The following is a 24499-nucleotide window of genomic DNA, read 5'->3' as shown; positions in this document are numbered from 1 at the left end:
CTTCAAGCAAACTCGCTCTTGGGCACTGGCAGCTTCATGCGCTGCAGCCATTCCAAATCGCAGCGCAGGCAGCGGGCCGCTTCGGCCTGCGCTGTCGCCAGGTCAAAACCAGTCTCCACCTCCTGGAAGGGATTGCCATCCAGGCGGCGTGCAACCGGAATCAAGGGGATCACGGGACGGCTGGCGTCGGTGTAGTCGTCCAGATTGACGGTCTGCGCAAAGTCGTGGCGCGCCGGCTTGATGATCGGCCGGATCGTCTTGCCGGTATTCAGCCAGTTATCCACGACTTGCGCCACTTGATTGCCCTGCGCCACCGCGCCCACAACCGTCGCCGGGCCGCTGACCGCGTCGCCGCAGGCAAAGACGCCCGGCCGCGTGGTTTGGAACGCGTCGTCGGTCTTGACCACGCTGTTCCAGTTTGTTTGAACGCTGCTGTCGCCCGCGGGCATCCAATCGAAATCGGTGGTCTGCCCAATGGCCGGCACCAGCATATCCAGCGCCAGGTCGAAGTCCGCGCCTTCGATGGCCTTGGGCCGCCGGCGCCCCCCCTCATCGAATTCCGCCAGGCGCTGCGGCCGCAGGCGCACGCCCGTCACCTCAGCGTCGCCCAGCACAGCCACCGGATTGACCAGGAAGTGGAACTGAATACCCTCGGCGTGCGCCGCATGGATCTCTTCCTTGTGTGCGGGCATGTCGTCCTCGGTGCGCCGGTAGATGACATGCACCTCGGCTGCGCCCAGGCGCCAGGCCGAACGCGCCACGTCAATCGCCACGTCGCCGCCGCCGACGATGCCGATGCGCTTGCCGGCTACCTCTGGCGCCTGTCCCAGCGCAATTTCGCGCAAGAACTTGACGCCGTGGTAGACGCCCGTTTTGTCTTCACCCGGAACTTGCAGCTTGCGGCTCTTGTGCGCGCCCAGGGCCAGGATCACGGCGTCGAAGGGCGGCAAGGCGCGTGCGCCGCTGCCATTGCCATGCCCGTTGTTCTCCGCCGCGCCGCTGTGCACTTGGATCCCGTTGCGCTGCAGATCGTCCAGGCTGAAATCGCGGCCCAGGGCCATGTTGGTATAGATTTCCACGCCCGCGCGCTTGATATTCTCGACTTCAGAGAAGAGCGGCTCGCGCGGCAGGCGGTACGCGGGGATGCCGTAGGTCATCATGCCGCCCGGCTGCGGCAGCGCCTCGAACACGCTAACGCGGTAGCCCTGCTGGGCCAGGCGCAGCGCAGCGGTCAGGCCGCCTGGCCCCGCGCCCACCACCGCGATGCGCTTGCGCTGCGGCGGCTTGTAAATGGGCGGCGTCCAGGGTTTCTCATATTCCTGGTCGGCCATGAAGCGCTTGACCATACGGATGGCAATGGGGGTGTCAATCTGGCCGCGGCGGCACTTGTGCTCGCAGAAGGCCGGGCAGACGCGGCCGCAGATCAGCGCGAAGGGGTTGGCCTCGCGGTGAATCTCCAGCCCTTCGGCGTAACGTCCCTGCGCCACCAGGGCCAGGTAGGCCGGGGTGTCCACCTGCGCGGGGCAGGCATTGACGCACCCCGCGCGCACCAGCGGCTGGCAGGCGCCGGCCGGGCAGCGCTTCTCTTCGATGTGCGCGATGTACTCATCCAGGAAGTAGCGCATGGTGCTCAGCACCGGCGACGGCGTGAGCTGCCCCAGTCCGCACAGCGAACCGGTGCGCATCCCGGTCGCCAGTTCCTTGATGAGATCGAGGTCTGCCATCGTACCGTTGCCCTCGGTGATGCGGGTCAGCACTTCCAACATGCGCGTACCGCCTACGCGGCAGGGGATGCACTTGCCGCAGCTTTCGGCCGCCGAGAAGGTGAGGAAGAACTTCGAGAACTCGACCATGCAGGTGTCTTCATCCACCACGATCATGCCGCCGGAGCCCATCGTCGCGCCGGCCGCGGTCAGGCTGTCGTAGTCCACCGGCGTATTGAGGTGCGTGGCCGGCAGACAGCCGCCCAGCGGGCCGCCCGTTTGCACGGCCTTGAATTTCTTACCGCCAGGAATGCCGCCGCCCACGTCGTAGACGATCTCACCCAGGGTGATGCCCATCGGCACCTCGACCAGGCCCGTGTTGTTGACCTTGCCGGTGAGCGCAAAGACCTTCGTGCCTTTGCTGCGCTCGGTGCCGATGCTGGCAAACCATTTGGCGCCGTTGGTGATGATGGGCGGTACGTTGGCCCAGGTTTCCACATTGTTGATGTTGGTGGGCTTGCCCCACAGGCCGGCGACGGCCGGGAAAGGCGGCCGCGGCCGCGGCTCGCCGCGGCGCCCCTCGATGGAGGCCATCAGCGCGGTCTCTTCGCCGCAGACGAACGCGCCCGCGCCCTCTTTCACGGTCATGTCGAAAGTGAAGTCGCTGTCCAGGATGCGCTCGCCCAGCAGTCCCAGCTCATGCGCCTGGGCAATGGCTTGCCTGAGGCGCTTGACCGCCAGCGGATATTCGGCGCGGCAGTAGATGTAGCCGTGCGTGGCGCCAATGGCGTAGGCGCCGATGATCATCCCTTCGATCACGCTGTGCGGATCGCCTTCCAGGATCGAACGATCCATGAACGCGCCGGGGTCGCCCTCGTCTGCGTTGCAGATGATGTACTTGACGTTGCCGGGCGCCTTATAGCAGAACTCCCATTTGAGGCCGGCCAGGAAACCGGCGCCGCCGCGCCCGCGCAGACCGCTGTCCTTCATCTCGCGCAGCACATCTTCCTGGCTCATGCTGGTGATGGCTTTGCCCAGCGCCTCGTAGCCGCCGCGCGCGATGTACTCTTCGATGCTGTCGGGATCAATCATGCCGCAGTTGCGCAGGGCAATGCGCAGCTGTTTGCCGTAGAACGGGATGTCCTTGTAGAAGGGCAGCGCGGCCTGGTCTTTCGGCTCGTGAAAGGTCAGGCGCTTGACCACGCGCCCCTTGAGCAGGGTTTCTTCCACCAGTTCCGGCACGTCCGCGGCCTGCACCTGCGTGTAAAAAATGCCTTCGGGGTAGATCATCATCACCGGGCCCATGGCGCAGAAGCCGCGGCAGCCCGTGGGCACCACCTCGATCTCACGCGCCAGACCCTGGCGGTTGATCTCGGCCTGCAAGTTGTCTACCAATTCGTGCGCACCGGAGGCGGTGCAGCCGGTGCCTCCGCACACAAGGATGTTGGCTCGATAGTTGTTTGTTGCCATCGGTTTCAGGTGCTCCTGGTTGTCATCAAAAGGCTTTGTAGACAGCCTTTTCATACGTGCTTTCCACGTTGTACTTGTGCTGCAACTCTTCGCTGGCGAGCATTTCGAACAGGCCGCGCGCCAGGGGATCGTCCACCAGTTTCGACATGGCGAAGTAGAACTCAGCCGCGGCTTTCTCGCGCTGCATGGCCACCACCATGACATCCTGCGCATCGGCATCAGGGCCTAGTTCACGCGGCGCCAGGGTTTCAGCCAGCTTGAGGTCAGGGATGTTGCCGCGTTCCGTGCGGCTGCGGCGGATGGCCCAGCGGATGTTGGTGGTGCGCAGGCCCTCCAGCTTTTCCACGTGGCTGCGTTCTTCGGCCGCCAGTTCCTCCAGCCGCGCCTTGACGTGACCGTTGCGCGCCACGAGCGCCGCGTTGGCGTAGAGCTGCACCGACTCCTGTTCGAAGCGAATCGCCCGCTCAACAATCTCCTGGATTGGTGGTAAGTCTGTCATTTTGTTTTTCTCCTCCATGCAGTCTCAAACGCGAGCTTTCACCGCGAAATTGGATTCATGCCCGCTCTCTCGTGGAATCACCCCAGCTTCGCATCATACCAGTATTTCTAGTCGCCGCCGCATCGGCCATGGTCTGGATGTTGCCATCGTCGTCGCAGGTGTAGGCAGCCAGAAAACCGCTCGTTTCATAGGTCATCGGCTTGCTCCCCGGACAGTTCTGGTCGTTGCGATGATGCTTGCCCGCCAATCGGTTGTGCCCGTCGTAGTCAATGCAGATCTGCTGTCCCCAGCCGCTGCCGCCTCCGGACTGACGGTGGCTGCCAGGCTCAAGAACGGCTGTGACTGGTTCATGTCTGCTGCCGATGGCCCCGTGCGCGCCGACGTCCGTTGCGGAGCGTCAGCCGCGCGCGCCAAGCGCACTCACTGGCGCCGCCGCCGCTGCCGTCGAAAACAGCAGACTGGCGATGACCAGCAGATGCATGGCGACCAGTAGTCGCGCGCCGCCGCGCCTCTGCGCTGAACGCCAGCCACGCTGACAAACGAACGGGGAAGGTAACGGTCTCAAGACAACGGACTCCTTCTCGACTTTCACCATGATTTCATGGCATTATGTCCAGTTTTTCTCATTCATTCTTATTGATTGCATCATCTAGATCAAGTCCTCCCCTATCGAATAGTTCTTTGAAGTTATTTGGTCCTTTTTTCCCTTGAATCCAATTTATGTTGGTTGCGTCGCAGTCCAGACCTCCATCTCTCTTCGCTGTAGCTCCTTCCCACACCTCCGGCCGAGTTCGAATATCCGCCAGAATCACAGCCATGATATCCTCCAATGACGTATCCAGCGGAAACGTGCGCGCTTTCGCTGGGTCATTCTGCCAGCGGCCCTATTTATCTCGATACGACATATCCACCCAAATGTGCTGCTCTGTCCAGCTAATACCATATGAAGCGCCCATGTGTCCTAGTCTTCTCCAACTACGAGCCTTGGTGGCTTTGAGTATCGGACCTGGCCGCTTACGCCATTCCTCTGCCGTGACTTCCGGCAAATGCGAGATACCCAGTGCTATGATCTTCTCGGCTGCAATCATCAATTCATCAGGCTTAAGCTCCGCCACATACACTGGTTCGATGGCAGTGTAGATTCCTGATGGAAACCGCCCCACAGCCGACAAGTACCCTTTACCGGGCCAAGCGACGATATCTACGATTTTGTCGAGCATACTGTTTCCACCATTTCTCACGAAATCACAGTGACATTTATCGTAACTCCGACAGTTGAGGCCCATTGCTGCAATTGCTGCAATGCCGCAAGTTGCGCCTGAGTTGCGCCTTGCGGAATAGCCAGCAAGAGATCTCGAGCAATGATCTTACTATTCTCGATGCTGATACCTCCCCATTGACGAACTCCTTGCCAGTCGGCCAGTGCGTTGACATAGCCCTTGACCGTGCCCGTCAACTGGCCGATATTCTGGTAGCTTTTGACGCCCAGGTCAATACTCTTGATGCTAGTCGCCACGCCATTCTCAAAGCGATCAATCACCGGGAAGTTCTGCGTCAGTTGCGGGCTTCGGCCCAGCGGCATTGTCTCTCCTCGCCATCATAATCCCTCAGTAATGAATCCACACCCCACGCAGATCAGTACCGAGAGTATGTCCAACTGCCTCCATTACCGACTTTTCAAGTTCAAAGGGCGGGTTAGAGATCGTTATGCAGAATCTAGCGAAACCAGCGGGCCAGCGGTATTGAAGATCATTGAGACTCGTCTCACATCCGCAGCAAGGGGCGACCACTGACAGATCTACGAACTGATCTCGCGCCGACTGGTCCATCGCCTTTCCCCACCAAGCCAAATCAAGTTGTGCTCCACAACAAGGGCAATAAACGTCCTCCAAATTGCCTCCCGGGTCCCAGAATCGCACTTCTGGATAGACAGTGGCCTCGATAGTAAGGTCTGGAAAGACAGACGACAGAACACCAACCGCTTTAGTGATTTTGTCTGCAGGCGGCACATAATTCGGTATGAACGGCATCAAACGAATGAAGTTATCAGACATGTTTTTTCACATACATACGCAGAATGCCTGACTTGCAAGCCAAGCTGTCATGACGTTTCCATTGGGACATCGAGCAATTGATTGATCCATGCAAGCCAACATTATGGCATCTGATCAAGGACCAACCGAATTGCTTCCCCGATCCCACGTTCCATAAACAATCGTCGGACGGCTTCCAATGTTTCTGCTTCGTTGAAGTGCCACTCAATTTGCGCACCTTGCGCTGCTTCAAGTTGACGTTGAGCCTGTTCGACAAAATCGTCAGCACCCTGCCACCATGTACGGAAAGCTCGCGTCGACGGGTCAACGAATTGGTTATAGTAACCTTTTGCGTCTAATAAAACTTGCCCACGAATTCCATCGAAGTTGACGCCGTTAACCTGGAACACCCGGGTAGCATCCTGCCCAGTGACATAGTTCTGGTAAGCCCGCGCCCGGTCACTCATAGATTCAGTTCTCTGTATCCATTGTCCCCACTTGTTCGGGTCTAGTCCGCCCGGTCCCGCCGTATTGCCGCCCTGACCGGCGTTCTGCACAGCCTGGCTGATCTGGTCCCCAACCGCAATAGTCTGATTCCCGTACAACCAGGTGATCTCGGCTGCAGCCGGGCCGTACTGGTAAACGGCCCCTTGCACCTGGCTCATGGTCTGTTGGGCGCCTTGCATGAGGGCCACAACCAACCCAATGCCTGCGCCGCCACCACCGCCCCAGAAATCTACCCCAGCGTGCCCGCTGGGGTCGACAAAACGCAGTGGGTTACTGCCGCAATAGCTGTAACGATTCAGATTCTGCGGATCTTGCGGCTGGGGAACAATCGTATCCGCGGCCAGAAATCGCCCGATGAGCGGATCGTACCAGCGGGACTGATAGAAATACAACGCCGTGCCGCTGTCCCAGCGCTGTCCGGTGAAACGGTAGGTCGTTACCTGGTTGCCCGGATTGTAGCGCGCCGTGCCAAAGGGATAGTAGCGCAGCTCGGTCGTACGGGCGCCGCTGCTGTCCAGCGTCAGTGCGGTGGAGTCGAGGTGATCGCCGAGCAAGTAGTAGAGCACCCCGCCGCTGTTCTCTGCCACGCGCGTCGCGCCGGCATAGTAATACTTCTTGACCGTCCCGTTGTCTACTTCGTAATAGTTGGAGATGAAGACACGCGTGACGCCGGCGATGGTCTCCTGAACTCGACTGCCCTCCGCATCATAGACGTAGTTGGCCGTGACGCTGCCCGACATCGCAGTCAGCCGATTCTCGGCATCGTAGGTCAATGTGGCATCCTGGCTGCCATTGATGCGCCGCGTCGCGTTCCCGTTCGCGTCGTACCAGTATTTCTGCGCGCCGCCGATGTGCGTCACGGCGTGCTTGTGTGCCGCGTCTTGGTAGGTCAAGGCCGCACCCTCGAAGCTTGTGATATTGCCCGCACTGCTGTAGGCATAGCTGCGTTGAGCGTAGCCGCCGTAGGTGGTCGAGCCGCTGGCCTGGGCTGTGCTCAGACGATCCAGGGTGTCGTAGGCGAAGCTCTGCGTCTGGCTCCCGCCATTGGCCGCCGCATCGGCAATAGCCTGGATGTTGCCATCGTCGTCGTAGGTGTAGTTTATCTTCTGCCGGTTGTCATAGGTCGGACCCGTTCCTGCCTTCAGGCTGACCAGGCGAAAGTTCTCGGCCGCTGTGTAGGCGTACAGTTGCTTTACCACCCCCGTCGTGCTGACCAGCCGGCGTTCCGTCACCTGCCCGCGCACGTTGTAGAACGTGTCGCCCACGTAGGTGTTCCAGCCGCTGACACTCTTCAGCAAGCCCTGCGCCGTGTACGCGTAGCTGACCTGCTCGCCGATCTGCCCGCCGTTGCCGCCCGGGTATTTCTGCCACATCGGCCGATCCGCCGAGTCATACCCCCACTGCGTGACGAACGTGCCGCCGCCCGTGCCGTTGATGACCCGGCTTTCCTGCGTCACCCGCCCGCGGGCGTCATAGGTCCAGGCCACGCGGTTGTTGAGCGCACCGCTCGCATTGTAGACATCAGACTGCGTCCGCCGCCCCAGCCCATTCGTGCCCCCGTCGTAGAGATATGCGACCAGCAAGCCGTTCGTTCCATAGGTCGCTGGCTTTGTTGCAGGGCAACTCTGATCGTTGCGGTAGTGCTTGCCCACGAGCCGGTTGTGCCCGTCGTAGTAGAAGCAGATGCGCTGGTTTTTGGCGTCCGTTTGGCGGATCAGGTTGCCAGCCGCATCGTAGGCATACGTCCACGCGCCCATGTCCGGGTCGCTCATGCCCGCCTTGCGGCCTAACAGATCGTACGTGATCGTGGTCGCCGCCCCATCCGGCCCGGTCATCTGCACCAGGCGGTCGGCCACATCATAGCTGTAGGTCGCCTGCCCGTAGACGGCCGCATTCCAATTCGGCGCTGCACCGGCTGCCAGCGTCAGATCGTACTGCTTGACGCTCGCCAGCCGCCCAAAAGCATCGCTCTCCGAGATCGCCTGGTGGTTCGCCGCATCAACCACCGCGGTCTGTCGGCTATGGTAGTAAGTGCGCACCGTCGTGCCATCCGCCTGCGTCACCTGGGTCACCCGTCCCAACCCGTCATAGGCCGTTTGCGTGCTGACCAGGCTGCCCCAGTTGCTCACCGGCGCGTAAGTCCCCAGCGCAATGGTCAGGGTGTAGGGCACGCTCTGCTGCACCACCAGCCCCAGCGCGTTGTAGCGCGAGCTCACCACGCTCGACCTCTCGCCTTCTGCCTGCGCCTGCAGCGTCTGCCCCAGGCCGTCGTAGAAGTTGTAGTCGTATCGCAAACCGTCACCCGGCCCGTCATCCCGCAGCCAATGCTCGATCTTGAACGGTTGGTTAGCGCCGGCCACATCGGTGTAAGTGTAGCGTTCGCTCGCGCCCTCGCTGAACGTCACGTTGGGCCGACGCAGGCTGGCCGCGCGCCCGAACGCATCATAGGTGTAGCGCATCATCGCCCCATTGGCATCGGTCTCCTTCTGCAACTGACCCTTCAGCCCCACGCCGCCTGCTTCAGCGTTGATGCCGTAGTAGGCGTAGCTGGTCGTCAACGTCGCACCGCCCAGGCTCGCAGTCGGCATCACGCTGACGCTCGTCACATAGGCGGCAAAGGTGGCATCGTAACTGGTGCTGGCAACCGTGCCGTTGGCTGCGGTTTCGCTGACCAGGTTGCCCGTCGCCGCATCATAGTCGTAGAGCACCAGCCGCACCCAATCACCCTCATTGGCGCTGGCGCACAGCTTGGCCTGCCAAACCTCCCGCAGAAGACCCTGCGTGGGCGACACCTGGTGTTGGTCGAAACCCGTGGTATCGTAGATACGCCGCGTCTGGTCCTGGCACACGTTGCCCGCGTCCCACAGCTTCTCCTGGCCCAGCCGGTTCACGATGTACTTGCCCGCGCCGATATCCACCTTAGGATAGTACCAGCGCTCCGTACTGCGATACAGCGTCGTACTGTCGCTGTATTCCCTGATCCGCGTCAGGTTGCCTATCTGTATACCGTCCTGGTGGTCCGGCTCGTAGAGGTACTCGGTTTTGCGCGTCGCGGGGTTAGCGCCATCCTTGTCGTAGGTCGTTTGCAGTTCATGGCCCAGGTAAACGAACTGCGCGCCGCCATAGACGCCCACCGTGGTTCCGCTCCACATGCGCACCCGCTCCGTCTGTTTCTGGTTCCCGCTTGCGGCTGTCTGCCGAATCTCCTTGCCGCGGAACCCCTCGCCGGCACTCGCATCCTGATACTGATAACTGATCCAATGGCCGGTTCCCAGGCTGGAGGGCAGCGTCTCCGTGACATAGCGATAACCCGCGGCGTCAATCTTGCCGACGTAGCTGTAGCTCCAGGTGTTCGCCTGCCCTGTCACGGTGTCGGTGACGGTGCGGGTGGCAATGACGTTGTCTGCTCCATACCCCAGGCGCACGCTGCCCCCGTAGCCGTTGTTCATCTGCTGCACCTGGCTGCGTGTGTTGCTGAAAGTCGTCGCCGGCAGACAATTGCTCAGGGCATCGTCGCTGCAGCGCTGAATGCTGCGCAGGGTGTACAAGCGCCGGTCGGCCAATCCATCGTCGAAGAAATCATACCCCAGTTTATAGGCTGCGATCAGGCTGCCCCCCTGCTTCACCTTCACGGCGGTTAGCAAGCGCGTGGTGTAGTGCGCCCACGCGCCGGTGTCGGCCGGGTCACTCAGCGCGGCATCAGTGCGTGTGATGGCATACGTGAAGTCAATCACACTCTGGTCGCTCCCGTTGTTGGGATTGTAACTGATGCGCACCAGATTCAACTGCGACAGGTAAGTGACGATCTCCTCGCCGCCCGCGCCGCCGTTGGCGCATAGCGAGCTGATGCGCACCGTGCGTACGCGATCGCCATAGTTGCCTGCGTGGCTATCGACGTCCACCGGGTCTACTGGCAGGGCCGTATCGTAGGCGTAGTTGATGCGGCTGCCCACCGGGTCCAGCACATACTGCAGCGCCCACTTGTCGCCGCGCTGCTGCCAGGTTGTGCCGCTGCAAAACCAGTCACTCAGCGCACGCTCGAAGTGATAGCGCGTGCCATCCGGCGCATAGGCATCCGCCCCTGTGCCAGCGTACAGGATGCGCCACGTCGGCGCTTCCTTCAGGTACACCGCGTCGCCGGAGCCTGCTTCGCTAAACGCCGCGCCCGCCACACGCCAGGTGTTCGGCGCACTGCCCATCAACCACGGTGTACCGTAGATGAAGCTGTCCGCGCTCAGCTTCCAGCCCGCACCCACGACCGAACTGTGTCCGCCATCTTCCGACCGGCTGCGGCTGTTGAACTGCAGCGCCACGTCCGGCGTCAGCCCACCCCGTCCCGGTGGCAGGCTGAGCGGGTAATCGTAGCTGGCTGAGCCGCTGAACAGGTCGCTCTGCCAGCCACGCAAACTGGGCATGATCTCAGGGGCGAAGTTGTTGCCTTCCGCCGTTTGCGATAGGTGCGGCACCACGGCCACCAACGCCCCGCTCTCCGCATCCCACGTCGTCGGCAACATCTCCCACGCGCCCGTGTCTGCCGCGGCCACGAACAGGCGACCACCAACCGGTTCGCCCGCCGGATAGCGCACGGTCAAGGTCACTGGCTGGCTGAAGGTGTGGATCTCGTCGCCGTTCCGCCCGCGCACCACGAACTCATGGCTGCGCCACACGTTCGCTGGCGCATTGGCTGGTCGCCCCAGCGGCCGCGCCCAAACGACGACCGCTTCTGCCACTGCGCCGGGCGCAAAGGTCAGCGTAACCCGCCCCTCCTCCAGTATCACACGGCCGCCCTCTGGCCCGATACGGGTGACTTGCGCGGCTGGCGGCAGCACCTGTACACCCGCCTCCGCAGTGGCAACCACACGTCCGTCGGCAAGGTGTAATTCGGCCCCAACGGTCACTACATCCCCCACCTGCCGACCGCTGAGCCGCACCGGAAGCGTAACCGCGTCAGCGCCCCCCGCAGGCAGCGAGGCCATGACCCAGGTCAGACGGCGGGTGGCTGCATCGTACACCAGGGGAGGCCGGACATCAGCCGGCGTCACCAGCAGCCCGTCAGGCAAATCCGCCTGAAACGTGATACCCTCCACCACCTGGCGGTCGAGATTCGTCACCTCCCAACGCACCAACACCCGCTCCCCAGTCGCAGCCGCCTCCGGACTGACCGTGGCCGCCAGGCTCAAGAACGGCTGTGGCTGGTCCATGTCTGTTGCCGATGGCTGCGTGCGCACAGAAGCCGATTGTGTTGCGTCAGCCGCGCGCGGGTCTGGCTCGCTCACTGGCATCGCCGCAGCTGCCGTCGAAAACAGCAGACTGGCGATGACCAACAGGTGCATGGCGACCAGTAGTCTCGCGCCACCACGCCTCTGCGCTGAACGCCAGCCAGGCTGAGAAACGAACGGGGAAGGTAACGATCTCAAGGCAACGGACTCCTTCTCAACTTTCACCATGATGCCATGACGCACACCTGAGAGCTATTTGGGCCTCTGGTTACGCCAGAAATAGGCCAAAAACGACTCCTAACCTTGTGTGACCGGCTCAATGCGGCCCACGACCCACTCTTCGACGACCGCGCCCTTGATCAGATGCTCTTCGATCAACCGAGGCACCATCGCCGGCAGCACGTTGCCGTAGGTGACGCGCGGCTGGTTGGCTTGCTGAATGTCCACCAACGGCTCGCGGGCACACATGCCGATGCAGCCCACTGTCGCGATGTGCGCATCAATGCCGCGGCCAGCCAGCTCGTCCATGATGGCGCGCATCGTGTCGCGCGCGCCCGCGGCAATGCCGCAGGTGCCCATCCCCACCGTAATCGTCGTGCCGGTGTCCAGGCGTATCTTCAACGACTGCTGCGCCTCCTCACGGATGCGCTTCAGGTCTTCCAATGTCTTCAGCCTTGCCATATAGATTACTCTCCCCTTCGGCCAAATACTCGGCCAGCCATTGTTGCACCGCCGGATGCGTCAAGGGAACCTCTCCCAGTTCCCCGCGCAGCTCGGCGCTGTCTACGCTAAATCGGTTGGCGTCCACGACGTGCGTGTACTGCACGTCGAACGCCTCGCTCCCCAACAGGATCGCCAGCAGCGTGGCCGGCATGTCGCCCAGCGGCGCCCGATCCCAATGACTCAACTGAAAGGTCAGCGTGATGGCCGTTCCCTGCCCCGGCTGCGAAGCAATCGTCAGACCGCCGCCGGCCTGCTGCGCAGCCGCAGCCGCCAGCGGAATGCCCAACCCCACATGACGCGTACGCCGCGTGGTAAAGAACGGATCGCTCACGCGCTGGATGGTCGCCGCATCCATGCCGCGGCCGTTATCGGCGATGCAAATCGTCATGCGATCGGTCGCGTGCGCCTCTTCGATCGTCACGCTGACCCGGCTGGCGCCCGCTTCACGTGCGTTTTGCACCAGGTCCAGGATGTGCAAGGACAGTTCGCGCACGCTGCTGATCCCTCCAGCCGCCGCAGGGCGGCTTCGCAGACGTTGCCGTCGCCGGGCAAACCCCTATGCCAACACCTGCACTTGCTTGACCATCTGCGCTGATCCCTCCAGCCGCCGCAGGGCGACTTCGCAGACGTTGCCGCGACTTCAGTCGCCGGGCAAACCCCTATGCCAACACCTGCACTTGCTTGACCATCTGCGCAGGGGTCAAGCGGCCGACCACGCGCTCATCCACCACGGCCACCGGCGCCAGGCCGCAGGAGCCAAGGCAGTAGACGACCTCGAAGGTGACCCGAAAGTCGTCGGTGGTCTGGCTGGGAATGATCTTGAGGGTGTTGCCCAGCTCATCAATGATCTTGGCCGCGCCTTTGACGTGACACGCGGTGCCGTCGCACACGCGCACGATGTGGCGCCCGCGCGGGTGCAGATAAAACTGCGCGTAGAACGTGGCAACGCCGTAGATTTTGCTCAACGGCGTCCCGGTGCGTTTGGAAATAGTCGTCAACACCTCGACCGGCAAGTAGCCGTATTCATCCTGGGCGTGCTGCAAAATGGGGATCAGCGCGCCTTTCTGATCGGCATACTCAGCCAGAATCGGCTCTAACAAGCTCAAATCAACGGATGGCTGCGCCATGTAGGCATTTCCCTCCACATAGAATCGGTGCTCATGCCCCGGACGATGGCCCAGGGCGCCCGTAGAAAAAAACCGCCGCTTGCCGCAAATCACGCCAGCCGGCGCTCCTTTGCGGCAGTCGGCGTTGATCTGCATGGGCATGAATATGGAGCGATTGTAGCACGCGGGTCAGATTCGCCCTATGACAAAGGTCATGTCACCGGCCCGATTTGTGCAATCTAACACAAACTTCAACTAATGCTAATTGTACATCGTCCTGCGCCGCACAGCGCCAGGCGCAGTTCCTGGATCGTGGGCGCGGCCAGGCTCAAGCGGGTGCGCGCGACCATCTCGCTCAGGCGGTGCGCATCGCCGTTTTGCACCAACGGCCAGCGGCCGAGCTGAGGAAACTGCGCCCGCGCCTGCGTTACGGTCAGGCGCGCGGAGATTTCGAGGGCAGGGACATCGAGCTGCGGAGGCACAAAACCGAGGTTGGCGAGGAGGCTGAAGCTGGGGCGATCCACGTGGCAGGGGATGGCCAGGCCGCCACACGCGTTGACCTGGGTCACTACTTCTTCGATGCTAAAAGCGGTGGATGTGAGCAAAAGCGGGGTATGTTCACGGATGAACTCGCCCGTTTCATCCACCACGAATTGGCCGCCGAAGTGTTCAGCATCGTTCAGCCGCGGCGGCAGCGCGGCGTCCACGCGCTGCTGCCAGGCGAAGGCAGCCGCATTGTCGTCAAACAGGCAGAGCAAATGCACCTCTTCCCGCGTCTGCACCTCCATGCCCGGCCAAACGATCAGCGGCGTGCCCGCGGCGGCGCGCTGCACCGCTTCGATGTTGTGCGTGGCGTTGTGATCGGTGATCGCGATCAGGTCCAACCCCAGTTCCAACGCGCGCCGCACGATCAGGGGCGGGATCATCTCCACTTCCGCACACGGCGACAGGACGGTGTGCAGGTGCAAATCACAACGAAACCAGCGCCGCGCAGCGTCACCAGGCATCTGATCTCCGGTCTCTACTCGGCAATCACCTCTGCCCCCACAATCCCCAACGCGGCCAGTTTGCCAGCCATGGTATAGGTGCCAGACGTCGTGCTGAACAAGGGGATGTTTTCCTGCGTCGCGCGCGCCAGGGTTTCTGCGCTGATCGCAGCCCCCTCCGTGATGATGACGCCGGCCAGGTTGAGCAGGCTGGCCACCGCGACGACATTGGGGTGCGCCTGCAGCGTTATCCACAACGTGCCCGCTTTTGCGGCCGCCATGGCGCAGCTCAACAAGTCAGCCGCATACCCACTGACGACCGGCCGGTCGAGTGATATCGAAGGGGTCATGAGGGAAAGATCGAGCGCATCAGCAATTTGTTGTAACAGCATCAGGTTCTCCACAAGCTACGCCTGGTTGCCAACCAGAAAAACAGCCCACAGCTTGGTGCCGCGTCCCTGGGCTGATTCAACGTCCACGCTGTCGCTGTAGCGTTTGATATTGGTCAGTCCCATGCCGGCGCCGAAGCCCAGCTCACGCACCCAATCCAACGCCGTGGTAAAGCCGGGCGCAAAGGCCTGGTCAATATCGCCGATTCCAGGTCCGTCATCTTCGGTGATCAGGGTGATGCGATTGGGGCTGACCTCGACGCGCAGCTCGCCGCCGTTGGTGGCATGGATGACCAGGTTCATTTCGGCTTCGTACGCGGTGATTGCCAGGCGTCGCACCAGGGACGGATTGGCGCCCAGGCGCTCCAGCGCGCGCTTGACTTTGCTGGAAGCTTCGCCGCCGTGCGTAAAATCACGCGGCGCCACGTGATAGCGCAAGAGCAGGCTTGTTTCGTCAGAAGCAATATCATCGAAGATATGACTGGCGCGGTAGCGGCGCATTTCCTCTGCCTGGAAGCGGCGGTTCAAGGTGCGCAGTAGCCCGCGCGTGATATCGCTGGCGGTGACGATGCCCACGAGCGCGCCGGCTTGATCCACGACGGGCAAGCGGCCATAGCCGTACTGGGCAAAGAGGTTGATCGCCTTGACCGCGCGATCATCGGTGCGCACGGTGACGACCGTCGGCGTCATATGCTCCGCCACCAGGTCGGCCGCGCCGTGGTTTGCCAGGGCGTTGATCAAATCCTGGATACTGATGATCCCCAGCAGGCGGCCTTGCAGCTGCTCCACGACCGGCGCGCCGGAGATGCGGCGCGTGCGCAGGATCTCCATCAGCTCCGTCAGCGGCGTGCTGGGCAGGACGGTGATCGGGCGCGGCGTCATCACCTCCTGCACGCGCAGTTCGTAGACCAGCTCCTGGACACGGATCAGCTCGTCAGGTTCTGTGGCCGTGATAGACGACGCGGCGGGTGTGCTTGACATCAGGTTTGCTCAGGTTGAAAGATCAGCCAGGCGGTTGTTGGGCAGCCCGGCCTGATACATGAGACCGCAAGCCTCATACATGCTGTAGCCGCATGAGATCAGCGGGATGCCCAGTTCATCGGCCAATTCGGTGGTGGACAGCGGCGGCTGCTTGCCCCGTACAAACACGATCGCGCCGATGCTGGCCATTTCAGCCGTGCGCACAACTTGCTGATTGGTCAACCCGGTGAAAAGCAGGCTGTTACCATCGGTAGTGAATGCCAGTACATCGCTCATCAAATCAGCGGCCCCGCCGGAAGAAAGTTCCAATGTGGGGGTGTAGGTCATGGTGATGACCTGTCCATTGAGAATACGGACAATCTCGCGTAATTGCATACGTTCCATTCGCTCGCTTATGCGTTGGGCGCGCCGACCATCTCACGCGCCCGGATCAGGAGAATCGGCACCGTGGACATGCGCAGCAGCTTATAGGCCTCGCTGCCAAACACAACCCGGTTGATGCCAGATCGGCCATGGGTAGACATGACAATCAGATCGGCCTGGATCGTTTCAGCAAAGGCAAGAATCTCCTCGGCTGGGCTGCCAAAACGGACTTCGGTATGGCAGGCGGCGCCCCATTCGCTGACGGTCGTGGCTACCTGGGCCAAATAGGTGCGCAGGTCATGTTCCAACTGCTCCAGCTCACGCCGCGCCATTTCCAGGTGATCCTGGGCAATGTAGAACGGGTAAAGGCTCACCATCGTGACCGAACGATCTTGCAGCATGGGGGCCACCGAAACCAGGTAGACATCAACCGGATCGGGGCTGACCATCACCAGGGAACGGACATGCGGCAGCGCTTGTTCGGCAAAAGCTGAGCCATCAAGCGGCACTAGAATATGGCGATACACAATCACCTCCATCCTCTCACAACCGATGCCAGGCTGGCTGCGGCCGGTTTCCAAATCGAAGCACAGCGGTGGGTAAGCCCGATCCAGATTCTTATCACCTGGCTGTTAGTATAGTGACGGGCCGTGCGCGATGTTATGATAGGGGTCATAGCCAAAAAAAACGGGTTTCACTGTCAGACCAAAAATGGCCGACGGTGAAACCCGCTGATGAGCAGGAGGCGCTGCTAAAAAACGAGAATTACTTGACGCCTGCTTTGGTCAAGATTTCCAACGTTTCTTTGCCCAGAACCAATCGAATGTCCAGATTGGCTTGGTCGGGCGGTGGATTGCGCACTTCCGAGGCCGTGACGTTGAAGAGCGCTGCCAGTTGGCTTAGGGTGTAGCGCTTGTCGGTATAGGCGATCAGGGTGCCGCGCTCGTAGGTGGAGGCGTCCGCATCGCCCAGTTGCTCAACCACGAAGCCGAGCGATTGCAGCCAGGCGGCCGTGCGGCGCGCCAGGCCCGGCGTTTCGGTGCCGTTCAACAGGATGATTTTTGCATTTTCGGCCGCCAGGCGTTGGCGATCGAGCGTCATCGTGGCAGTTGGCGTCACGGTGTTGGTAATCGCCGGGCTGCTGTCCACGGGCGTTGGCGTTCCGTCCACGGGGGTGATCGGCGCTGCAAAAAGGCGATCCACCACCGCACGAATCTTGTTGCGGTCGGGAATTAGAATCCACGCGCCAGCTTCTGAATAGGTGCACTCGCCCATCGAGCAGTCAATCACCGCTTGTTCGATCTGATTGAAGTCCACCTGGCGCCCCAGCTCGGCCAACGCAATCAGACGATCGAGGGGGATATCGGTCTGCACCGATTGAGCCAGCGAACGCGCCAGGCCCGGCAAGTTGCGGATCAACGTGGGCAGCATACCCTGGCTCAGAATCTTGTTCTTGAGCGCCAGGAGCACCTGCTGCTGACGTCTGGCGCGCCCAAAATCATTATCCACGTGCCGCGTACGGGCGTACTTCAAGGCCAGGGTGCCATCCATGTGCTGCAGGCCTTTGGGGATGAAGAGCGGGTCGAATCCATAATCGTCGCTCGGATAGGTGGGGTCATTGAGATCGCGCGGCACATCAATGTCGAGTCCGCCGACATAATCAATGATCTCGCGAAAACCCTCGAAATTGAGGCGCACATAGTAGTGAACCGGGTAGCCGATCAGTTCGCTCACGGTCTGTTTGGCGAGGGCCGGCCCGCCCCCAGGATAATTCTTGATGTCGCCGATGCGGTGCGCGGTGTTGATCTTGTTGTAGATCTCATAGCCCGGAATCTTGACCCAGGTATCGCGAGGAATGGACAACATCCCGACCTGGCCGTGCGCCGGGTCAATCGTGATCAGCATCATGCTGTCGGTAAGTCCGGGAATGCTCTGCGACGGGCGTTGGTCCACGCCCAACACCAGGATATTCACGCGCTCAAGGCGCGAGAGATCCCAGGTGGGGACAGCCTGCACGACAGGCGCCGGGTTTTCGGGATTTGGCGTTTGGATTGGGTCTACGCCAGCCGCGGCGTTGTTTTGTGTCGGCAGAGACAAGTCGCTCAGGGAAATCGCCGGCAGCTGCGAAGCATGGGCTACGACCTCGCGCGCCCAGTGGTAGAGTAGAAAGCCGGCGTAGGCAAAGGTAAACAAGAACGCTGTCAGCAGAACAAACAACAGGAGACTGGCCCAGCGCGAGCTGCGTGGGGTGAGCAGCGGCCGAGGTTGGATCGTACTCAAGGGGTTGATCGTTTCAGATGTCGAACTCATAGTCTGCCGATTATAGCATAGGCGTTCACGCCGCCCAAATGCCGATATTGGCAGCGTCACAACCTAGGGGGTGTGGGCGTCTCGCCCGTTGCCGCGCCAACCGAACGCTCCCCCAACGCGCAACGGCAATGGTTAGGACACGAGCATCGCCGGACGCATGCCAGCGCGCAAGGCCGAATGAGCTGCGTCAGCGCGGGATATTGGTCCGATAGAGAGCAGTGCTGGTCAGCAAAAAGAAGCGCGCGCCTGGTTCATCTACGAAGATGCTGCGCAGGCCGCGCAGCTGCTGGCCGTCCGTCTCTCGGAACTGGCGGGTGAAGACGCCGTTCTTGTCGAATTGGAAAATCACCCCTTGGCCAGCATCGCCCACATACAGATTGCTGACCTCAACGCCGCCGTCAATCCCCACGAACAGGCCAACCGGCTGTTTCAGCGGCGTGGGCAGCCCTTGCAGCGAAAACTGCTCAGGCTGGCCGCTCAGGTACTTCTGCACGCTGCCGTTGGCAAAGAGAACCCACACATTGCCGTCAATGCCCATGTCCACCGCGCCGCTCAGATCCACCGGGGTTTGCGGGGGAAAATACTGATCGGGCGCCGTGTCGTAGGCCAGGTCAGCGCTAGGCCGGTACTTCAGAATCTGCTGCAAGGTGCTGTCCAGCACGTAGAAATTGCCCGCATAGCTGGCTGTCAAGCGCGGCCCCTTCCACATCTCCCGCATCGCCACCGGTCGGCCTTTCAGTTCCCACGGTGCACGAAATTCGTACAACATGCCGGTAGAATCCAGTACGAGCAACGTCGAATCGGTGCGCGGGCCTACGGGCGGCGCCCATACCATATCTACCAATTCACCCACCACGAGTGAACCAACTGGCTGTCCCTTCGTCACCAACGGGCCGCCATCGTTGGGCACCAGGCCATCGCCGAGCTGGTTCAAGCGATAGCGTTCCACGGTGTCGCGGCCGCGATCGAGAACGAAGACATCGGCGCCATCCACGAGCACGCGCGCCAGGTCGCGGCCCGCGCCTTCAAATTCCTTCAACGGCGTCACCAGGTAGAGCGGCGCCACGTGATTCACGCGGTCGAGTTCGGCCTGGACGCTGCTCTGCACCTCTTGTGCATCGGCATTGCCCGGCTTGAGCGCCAGCGCCTCGCTGATCTGCGCTTGCGCCGTGGTCAACTGCGCGCGCGCCTGTGTTTCATCCAACGACGCCACAGCCGTGATGGTGGCCTGCGCCTGGTCCAGCAACGACTGAAAACGTTGTTCACGATCACGTGCACGCAGCATATACATCGCGGCCACAATCAGCAGAATGATGAGCGGAATGGCAATCGCCAGAATCAGCGGCCAGCGCGAGCGCCTGGCGCTCTGCGCCGCCGGCCGTGGTCGCGGCGGCCGCGGCGGAGCCGTCTTGGTTGTGAGGGGCGCCGGCGCATCGGAGGCGGGCGAAGGCGGCGCGCTGCGGGCGCCAGGGCTGTCAGGCAAAATCCGTTTGATCAACGTGCGGCCGGCTTCGATGATGTTGCCGGCCGAGCGCGTAGGGGCGCCGGTCGTTGGTTGGCGGGTCGGGGCCGCGGGCGAAACAGCCGGCGCGTCGGCATTGAGGTCGGCGTCTTCCCACCAGGCCTCTTCAGCTGGCCACTCGGCATCGGCCTCTTCCATATCATCGGCCACCAGCGGAACCATGGGAGGATGCGCAGCCGCGCCAGGCCTGCCCGGCGCCAGCGCAGGCGCTTGCGCGGCATCGCCGGCACGGTGAAGCGCCGGTGCGCTGTCGAAACCTTGTTGCAGCGTTATAATCAGGGCTGTGAGATGCGCGTCTTCGGCCAGCTGCGCCAGATAATCGCTGATCGTGACCTGATCAGGCGCGGTCGCGGCGCTGGCCAACGCTTCCAAATCGGCCTGGGCGCCCCACCCGCTCTCCAACAAGAGGATGGCATTGCCCGGCTCGACGCGTGTGTGATAGAGGTCAATCATCGGCGCTTCTTCGTCGCCCAACGCGCCCTGCGGCGGTTCGGCATAGACCGGAAACATCTCCACCGTGGCTGGATGCGTCACCATCACCATCGCGGGGCCGGCCTGGGCCAGGTAGATGTGATCCTGCCACAGGGCGAGACAGCTCATGCCGCCTCGCCAACGTTGATCGCCGCTGCGACCGCTGTTGGTCTGGCTGAGGAGGCGATGCCCCTGCGAAACAGCGGTGTGCAGCACATCAGCCACGTTGCCCGCCGAGTTGTAGTAGGCAGACTGCACCTCACCGAGCAGTTGGCGATACAAACGACTGCGACCCTCCTGCGGGCCGGTCAACTCCAACAGCAGGTATAGGTTACCTTTGGCTTCGCCGGGCTCCACGGCGCGCACATTCGGCGCATGGTCACGGCGTTGACCACGGGCGACTTCCAACTGACTGACGGTCGTCTGCAAAACGGTGCTCATGATTCACCTCCCCGGCGCGGGTGGCTCGTGACAGGTCGCTGTCTGCGTGACAGGCGACGTGTTGGTTAGGCTTCTGGATGGATAATGGGCGCCGCTGCTTGCAGGAGGCGCTCAATGCGTTCCGGTGCAACTTGCCGATAGGTAAAGTAGCGCTGCAGGGCCGCTTCCGGCGTGAGCGCTTCGATACTTCCCGTGTCGCTGGAAAGGCGCAGACGGCTGGAACGCTGCACTTCATGGGTCAGGGTGGCCACATGAAAAGCCGGAGCCAACGCCTTGTTGATCTGCTGATCGTCAATGAACTTCTCGATTTCAGGCGTGGTGCGAATGATCACCTTGACCACGGCGCCGGCAATCGGCTGGCGCTCAATGGCGGCAATGATCGCCTCGGTCGGCGCGTCCGCTGGCGCATCCACACCAATATGAACGAACGGCCGCGCATGAACCCGCAGAAAGCGCCAGCGCGCCTTCTGGCCAGGCCCGTCGAGTTCAACCATGACGAAGCCTTTGTCCTCGCTCGCCTCGCCAAAATCAATGCGCTCCAGGCTGCCGGGGTAGACGATAGGCGGATCATCGCCCAGGCTTTGATGCTTGTGAATATGTCCCATCGCGACGTAGCTGAGCAGCGGGTGATTGACCAGGCTGCGCGGCAGCGTCAAATCATAGCCCAGCATGACGCTGCGCTCAGAGCCAAAGACCGCGCCCTGCACGGTGCCATGCACCGCCATAATCGCCGGCTGATCGGGCCGCAACCTGGCGAAGAGCGTGCTGAGCACCCCATCCAGTTTGTCCAGCAGCGTCTGGTTGATTTCTTCCAGACTCAAGCCCGTGTACTGCTCACGCGTGAGCAGCGTGCTGCGCGTCACCCAAGGCAGCGCCACAATTTGCAGAGGGCCGTGCCGCGTTTCGATGGTGTAAATATCGGGCTTGCGCGCCACGGTCACGCCAGGAACTTCCAGGGTGTTGAAAATCTCCAGGCTGTGCGCCTGGCTGCTGGCGTTGGGCACGTCATGGTTGCCCACCAGGAGAAAGACCGGAATTTGATGCACGACCGCCAGACGATGAATGCGGCGGGCAAATTCGCGCTGATAGGTGGGGCTGGGATCCCGCGTCTTGAACGCGTCGCCGGCAAAGAGCACCAGGTCAACCGGGCCAGGCGCCTCTTCCTGCACAGCAAAGGCAATGAGTTCATCGAACACGCGCAGAAAATCGAGCGCCCGCGTGGAAAGACCGGTCTCAGGGTCAAGCCGGCCATAGTTCTCAACACCGAGGTGCAGATCGGCAAAATGCAGGATACGAATCATAGTACCATTTTACTACGACATGCAAAAAACGTAAAGTCGCGAAGAGCAAGATTGCTCGACCAACTATCCAGCGAACTCACTCTCATCCCCTGGCAGCCTGGGCTGCCAGGGGATGAGCGATCATCAGCTCACAACCGCTTTGCTGCGCGGCGGGGCGTGACGCGCAACAGTGGTGCGGGGCGCGCTGTCGCCCTGCTGCACGCGCAGGTCGCTGCCCGCGATATACTTCTCCGTCAACTCGCGCGCCTCATCGTCCACGTACTGCACCGGCGGCGACTTCATAAAATAGGCGCTTGGCCCTTCGAGCGTGCCGGAGAGGCCCCGATCCAACGCCAGTTTGGCGCAGCGCACCGCGTCAATCACGACGCCGGCCGAGTTGGGGCTGTCCCACACTTCGAGCTTCATCTCAAGGTTTAGCGGCACGTCGCCAAAGGTGCGGCCTTCCATGCGGATGTAGCACCACTTGCGGTCTTCCAACCACGGTACATAATCGCTTGGCCCCACGTGGATGTCGCGGTCAGCCAGTTCGTAAGGCAGCTGCGACGTCACGGCGTTGGTCTTGGAGATTTTCTTGGACTCCAAGCGATCCCGCTCCAGCATGTTGAAGAAGTCAGTGTTGCCGCCGAAGTTTAATTGGTAAGTGCGTTCCAGCTTGACTCCACGCTCGGCAAAAAGACGCGCCAGGACGCGGTGCGTGATCGTGGCGCCTACCTGGCTCTTGATATCATCCCCGATGATCGGCAAGTTGTGCTTGCGGAAGCGCGCCTGCCAGTACGGCTCGCGGCCAATGAAGACCGGGATGCAGTTGACGAACGCGCAGCCGGCCTCCAGCACCTGCTCGACATACCACTTGGTCGCCATTTCGCTGCCCACGGGCAGGTAATTGATCACGACATCGGTCTTGGTTTCCTGCAAGATGTCCTTGATCGGCGCGGTCGGGCCGTCTGCCTTTTTGATGACCTGCTTCAGGTAATGGCCCAGGCCGTCATGGGTCATGCCGCGCACCACCGGCACATTCATGAACGGCACGTCGGTAAACTTGAAGGTGTTGTTTGGCCCGGAGAAGATGGCCTGCGATAAGTCCTTGCCTACCTTTTCGGCGTCAATGTCAATACCCACGCTGAATTCGATGTCGCTGATATGATACCCGCCCAGGTTGACGTGCATCAACCCCGGAATCAGGTCCTCGGCGACCGCGTCGCGATAGTAATGCACGCCCTGCACCAGCGATGATGCGCAGTTGCCTACGCCGATGATCGCGACCCGTACTTTTTTGTCTCCCATATGATCTTCCCACACTCCTCTGATAGATAAGCGTAACCGTTCAATAGGCTCTGCGTAGGACCCAGATGAACGCAGAGTAACGCAGATTGACCGATGATAGCTCAATCTGCGTACGCAGTCTGCGTGTCTCTGCGTCCCCACCATCCGCCCGAAGGCTCACGTCATGATTTACTTGCGCACACGTTTGCGCTGCTTCCTCGCTGAACCAGGCGCCCGCGCATGATGACATCCGCGACCACTTCAGCGCCGGCCAGCAGTTCCAAGATGATGTTGGCCGCCACACGCCCCATTTCCTGCTTGCGCTGATCCACCGTGGTCAGCGGCGGCCAGCTCAGCGCGCTCATCAGGATGTTATCGAACCCCACCAGGGACAGCTCGGCCGGCACCGCCAGGCCCAGGCGATGGGCCGCGTGCAGCGCGCCGATCGCGGTCAGGTCGTTGTAGCAGAAGATCGCGGTGGGACGGCGAAGAGCCGGCAAGGACGCCAGGTGACGCAGGCCCTTGTCGCCCGCCAGCGGCGTGCCATCGCCGGTCAGCACCAGCGCCTCGTCCGTCTTGAGGTCGCGGCTGGCCAGGGTGGCGCGATAACCGGCCAGGCGTTCGCGCGCGGAGGCCGATTCGGCCGGCCCGCCGATCATCGCGATGCGGCGGTGGCCCAACTCAAGCAGGTGATCCACGGCCAGCGCGGCGCCGTGCGCGTTGTCGCTGGAGACCGAATAGACGCGGCCGCCGCGCTGCGGGCTGTTAACCAGGACGATGGGGAACGGCGCCGTGCTCAGCAGCGCCAGGGAGCGATCACCGCCGCGGCCGGAAACGACGATGAGGCCATCCACACGCTGCCCAATCATCATCTGCAGACCCGCCAGTTCCCGCTCGGCGTCGCCGCCCGAACTGGTGAGGATGACCGTGAAGTCCTGCGCACGCGCGGCAGCCTCGATCCCGCTGACCACCTCGCTGGCGTAGGGGTCGGTCAAACTGGCGACCACCACGCCCAGGGTGCGCCGCTGCTGCATGGCCAGGCCGCGCGCGAGAGCGCTGGGGGTATAGCCCATCTCCTGCGCCAGGCGTTCGATGCGCGCACGAGTTTCTTCAGGGATGCGCGCATGTCCCGCAAGCGCGCGCGACACCGTGGAGTGACTGACCCCTGCGGCTTTGGCTACATCTTTGATCGAAACACTCACGGCTGTTGCT

At 61.8% G+C, this 24499-nt stretch carries 21 protein-coding genes; all 21 read right to left on the bottom strand.

Annotation, left to right across the window (positions count from 1 at the left end; translation table 11 throughout):
* Positions 1-2 precede the first annotated feature (2 nt).
* Positions 3-3173, bottom strand: coding sequence for an FAD-dependent oxidoreductase (locus tag ACPQ6D_RS03125; RefSeq protein WP_423222837.1), 3171 nt, complete (start codon positions 3171-3173; stop codon positions 3-5).
* Between the two features lie 25 nt (positions 3174-3198).
* A complete protein-coding gene (locus tag ACPQ6D_RS03120) occupies positions 3199-3672 on the bottom strand; it encodes a hypothetical protein (RefSeq protein ID WP_423222836.1) in 474 nt (157 codons plus the stop codon).
* Positions 3673-3727: 55 nt separating this feature from the next.
* Positions 3728-3868, bottom strand: coding sequence for a hypothetical protein (locus ACPQ6D_RS03115; protein WP_423222835.1), 141 nt, complete (start codon positions 3866-3868; stop codon positions 3728-3730).
* A gap of 427 nt (positions 3869-4295) precedes the next feature.
* Positions 4296-4490 (bottom strand): hypothetical protein, encoded by a 195-nt coding sequence (locus ACPQ6D_RS03110; protein ID WP_423222834.1) that lies wholly within the window; start codon positions 4488-4490, stop codon positions 4296-4298.
* Between the two features lie 66 nt (positions 4491-4556).
* Positions 4557-4892, bottom strand: a complete 336-nt coding sequence (locus tag ACPQ6D_RS03105; protein WP_423222833.1) for a hypothetical protein — start codon at positions 4890-4892, stop codon at positions 4557-4559.
* Between the two features lie 17 nt (positions 4893-4909).
* Positions 4910-5254, bottom strand: a complete 345-nt coding sequence (locus ACPQ6D_RS03100) for an endonuclease toxin domain-containing protein (protein ID WP_423222832.1) — start codon at positions 5252-5254, stop codon at positions 4910-4912.
* Between the two features lie 25 nt (positions 5255-5279).
* Entirely contained in the window at positions 5280-5726 is a 447-nt protein-coding gene (locus ACPQ6D_RS03095; RefSeq protein ID WP_423222831.1) for a hypothetical protein, read from the bottom strand.
* A gap of 101 nt (positions 5727-5827) precedes the next feature.
* Complete coding sequence (locus tag ACPQ6D_RS03090) at positions 5828-11413, bottom strand: RHS repeat-associated core domain-containing protein (protein ID WP_423222830.1); 5586 nt, start codon at positions 11411-11413, stop codon at positions 5828-5830.
* Positions 11414-11728: 315 nt separating this feature from the next.
* On the bottom strand, positions 11729-12112 hold the full coding sequence (locus ACPQ6D_RS03085) for a (2Fe-2S) ferredoxin domain-containing protein (RefSeq protein ID WP_423222829.1): 384 nt from the start codon (positions 12110-12112) through the stop codon (positions 11729-11731).
* On the bottom strand, positions 12069-12647 hold the full coding sequence (locus ACPQ6D_RS03080; RefSeq protein WP_423222828.1) for an ATP-binding protein: 579 nt from the start codon (positions 12645-12647) through the stop codon (positions 12069-12071). The genes ACPQ6D_RS03085 and ACPQ6D_RS03080 overlap by 44 nt, the downstream gene beginning before the upstream one ends.
* A 166-nt stretch (positions 12648-12813) precedes the next feature.
* A complete protein-coding gene (nuoE, locus tag ACPQ6D_RS03075; RefSeq protein ID WP_423222827.1) occupies positions 12814-13281 on the bottom strand; it encodes an NADH-quinone oxidoreductase subunit NuoE in 468 nt (155 codons plus the stop codon).
* A 230-nt stretch (positions 13282-13511) separates the two neighbouring features.
* A complete protein-coding gene (locus tag ACPQ6D_RS03070; RefSeq protein WP_423222826.1) occupies positions 13512-14267 on the bottom strand; it encodes a PHP domain-containing protein in 756 nt (251 codons plus the stop codon).
* Positions 14268-14281: 14 nt separating this feature from the next.
* On the bottom strand, positions 14282-14638 hold the full coding sequence (locus ACPQ6D_RS03065; protein WP_423222825.1) for a DRTGG domain-containing protein: 357 nt from the start codon (positions 14636-14638) through the stop codon (positions 14282-14284).
* 15 nt (positions 14639-14653) lie between these two features.
* Positions 14654-15616: a CBS domain-containing protein gene (locus ACPQ6D_RS03060; RefSeq protein ID WP_423222824.1), complete on the bottom strand. Its 963-nt coding sequence runs from the start codon at positions 15614-15616 to the stop codon at positions 14654-14656.
* Between the two features lie 9 nt (positions 15617-15625).
* Positions 15626-15991, bottom strand: coding sequence for a hypothetical protein (locus ACPQ6D_RS03055; RefSeq protein WP_423222823.1), 366 nt, complete (start codon positions 15989-15991; stop codon positions 15626-15628).
* 17 nt (positions 15992-16008) lie between these two features.
* Entirely contained in the window at positions 16009-16506 is a 498-nt protein-coding gene (locus ACPQ6D_RS03050; RefSeq protein ID WP_423222822.1) for a universal stress protein, read from the bottom strand.
* A 238-nt stretch (positions 16507-16744) separates the two neighbouring features.
* Complete coding sequence (locus tag ACPQ6D_RS03045) at positions 16745-18289, bottom strand: LCP family protein (RefSeq protein WP_423222821.1); 1545 nt, start codon at positions 18287-18289, stop codon at positions 16745-16747.
* A 187-nt stretch (positions 18290-18476) separates the two neighbouring features.
* On the bottom strand, positions 18477-20723 hold the full coding sequence (locus ACPQ6D_RS03040) for an NHL repeat-containing protein (RefSeq protein WP_423222820.1): 2247 nt from the start codon (positions 20721-20723) through the stop codon (positions 18477-18479).
* Positions 20724-20788: 65 nt separating this feature from the next.
* Positions 20789-22024 (bottom strand): metallophosphoesterase family protein, encoded by a 1236-nt coding sequence (locus ACPQ6D_RS03035; protein ID WP_423222819.1) that lies wholly within the window; start codon positions 22022-22024, stop codon positions 20789-20791.
* Between the two features lie 123 nt (positions 22025-22147).
* A complete protein-coding gene (locus ACPQ6D_RS03030) occupies positions 22148-23308 on the bottom strand; it encodes an inositol-3-phosphate synthase (protein WP_423222818.1) in 1161 nt (386 codons plus the stop codon).
* A 161-nt stretch (positions 23309-23469) separates the two neighbouring features.
* Entirely contained in the window at positions 23470-24489 is a 1020-nt protein-coding gene (locus ACPQ6D_RS03025; protein ID WP_423222817.1) for a LacI family DNA-binding transcriptional regulator, read from the bottom strand.
* Positions 24490-24499: the final 10 nt, after the last annotated feature.

Source organism: Candidatus Amarolinea aalborgensis (assembly GCF_900491745.1).
GTDB classification, from domain to species: Bacteria; Chloroflexota; Anaerolineae; order SSC4; family Amarolineaceae; genus Amarolinea; species Amarolinea aalborgensis.
This window is presented reverse-complemented; position numbering and strand designations above follow the sequence as displayed.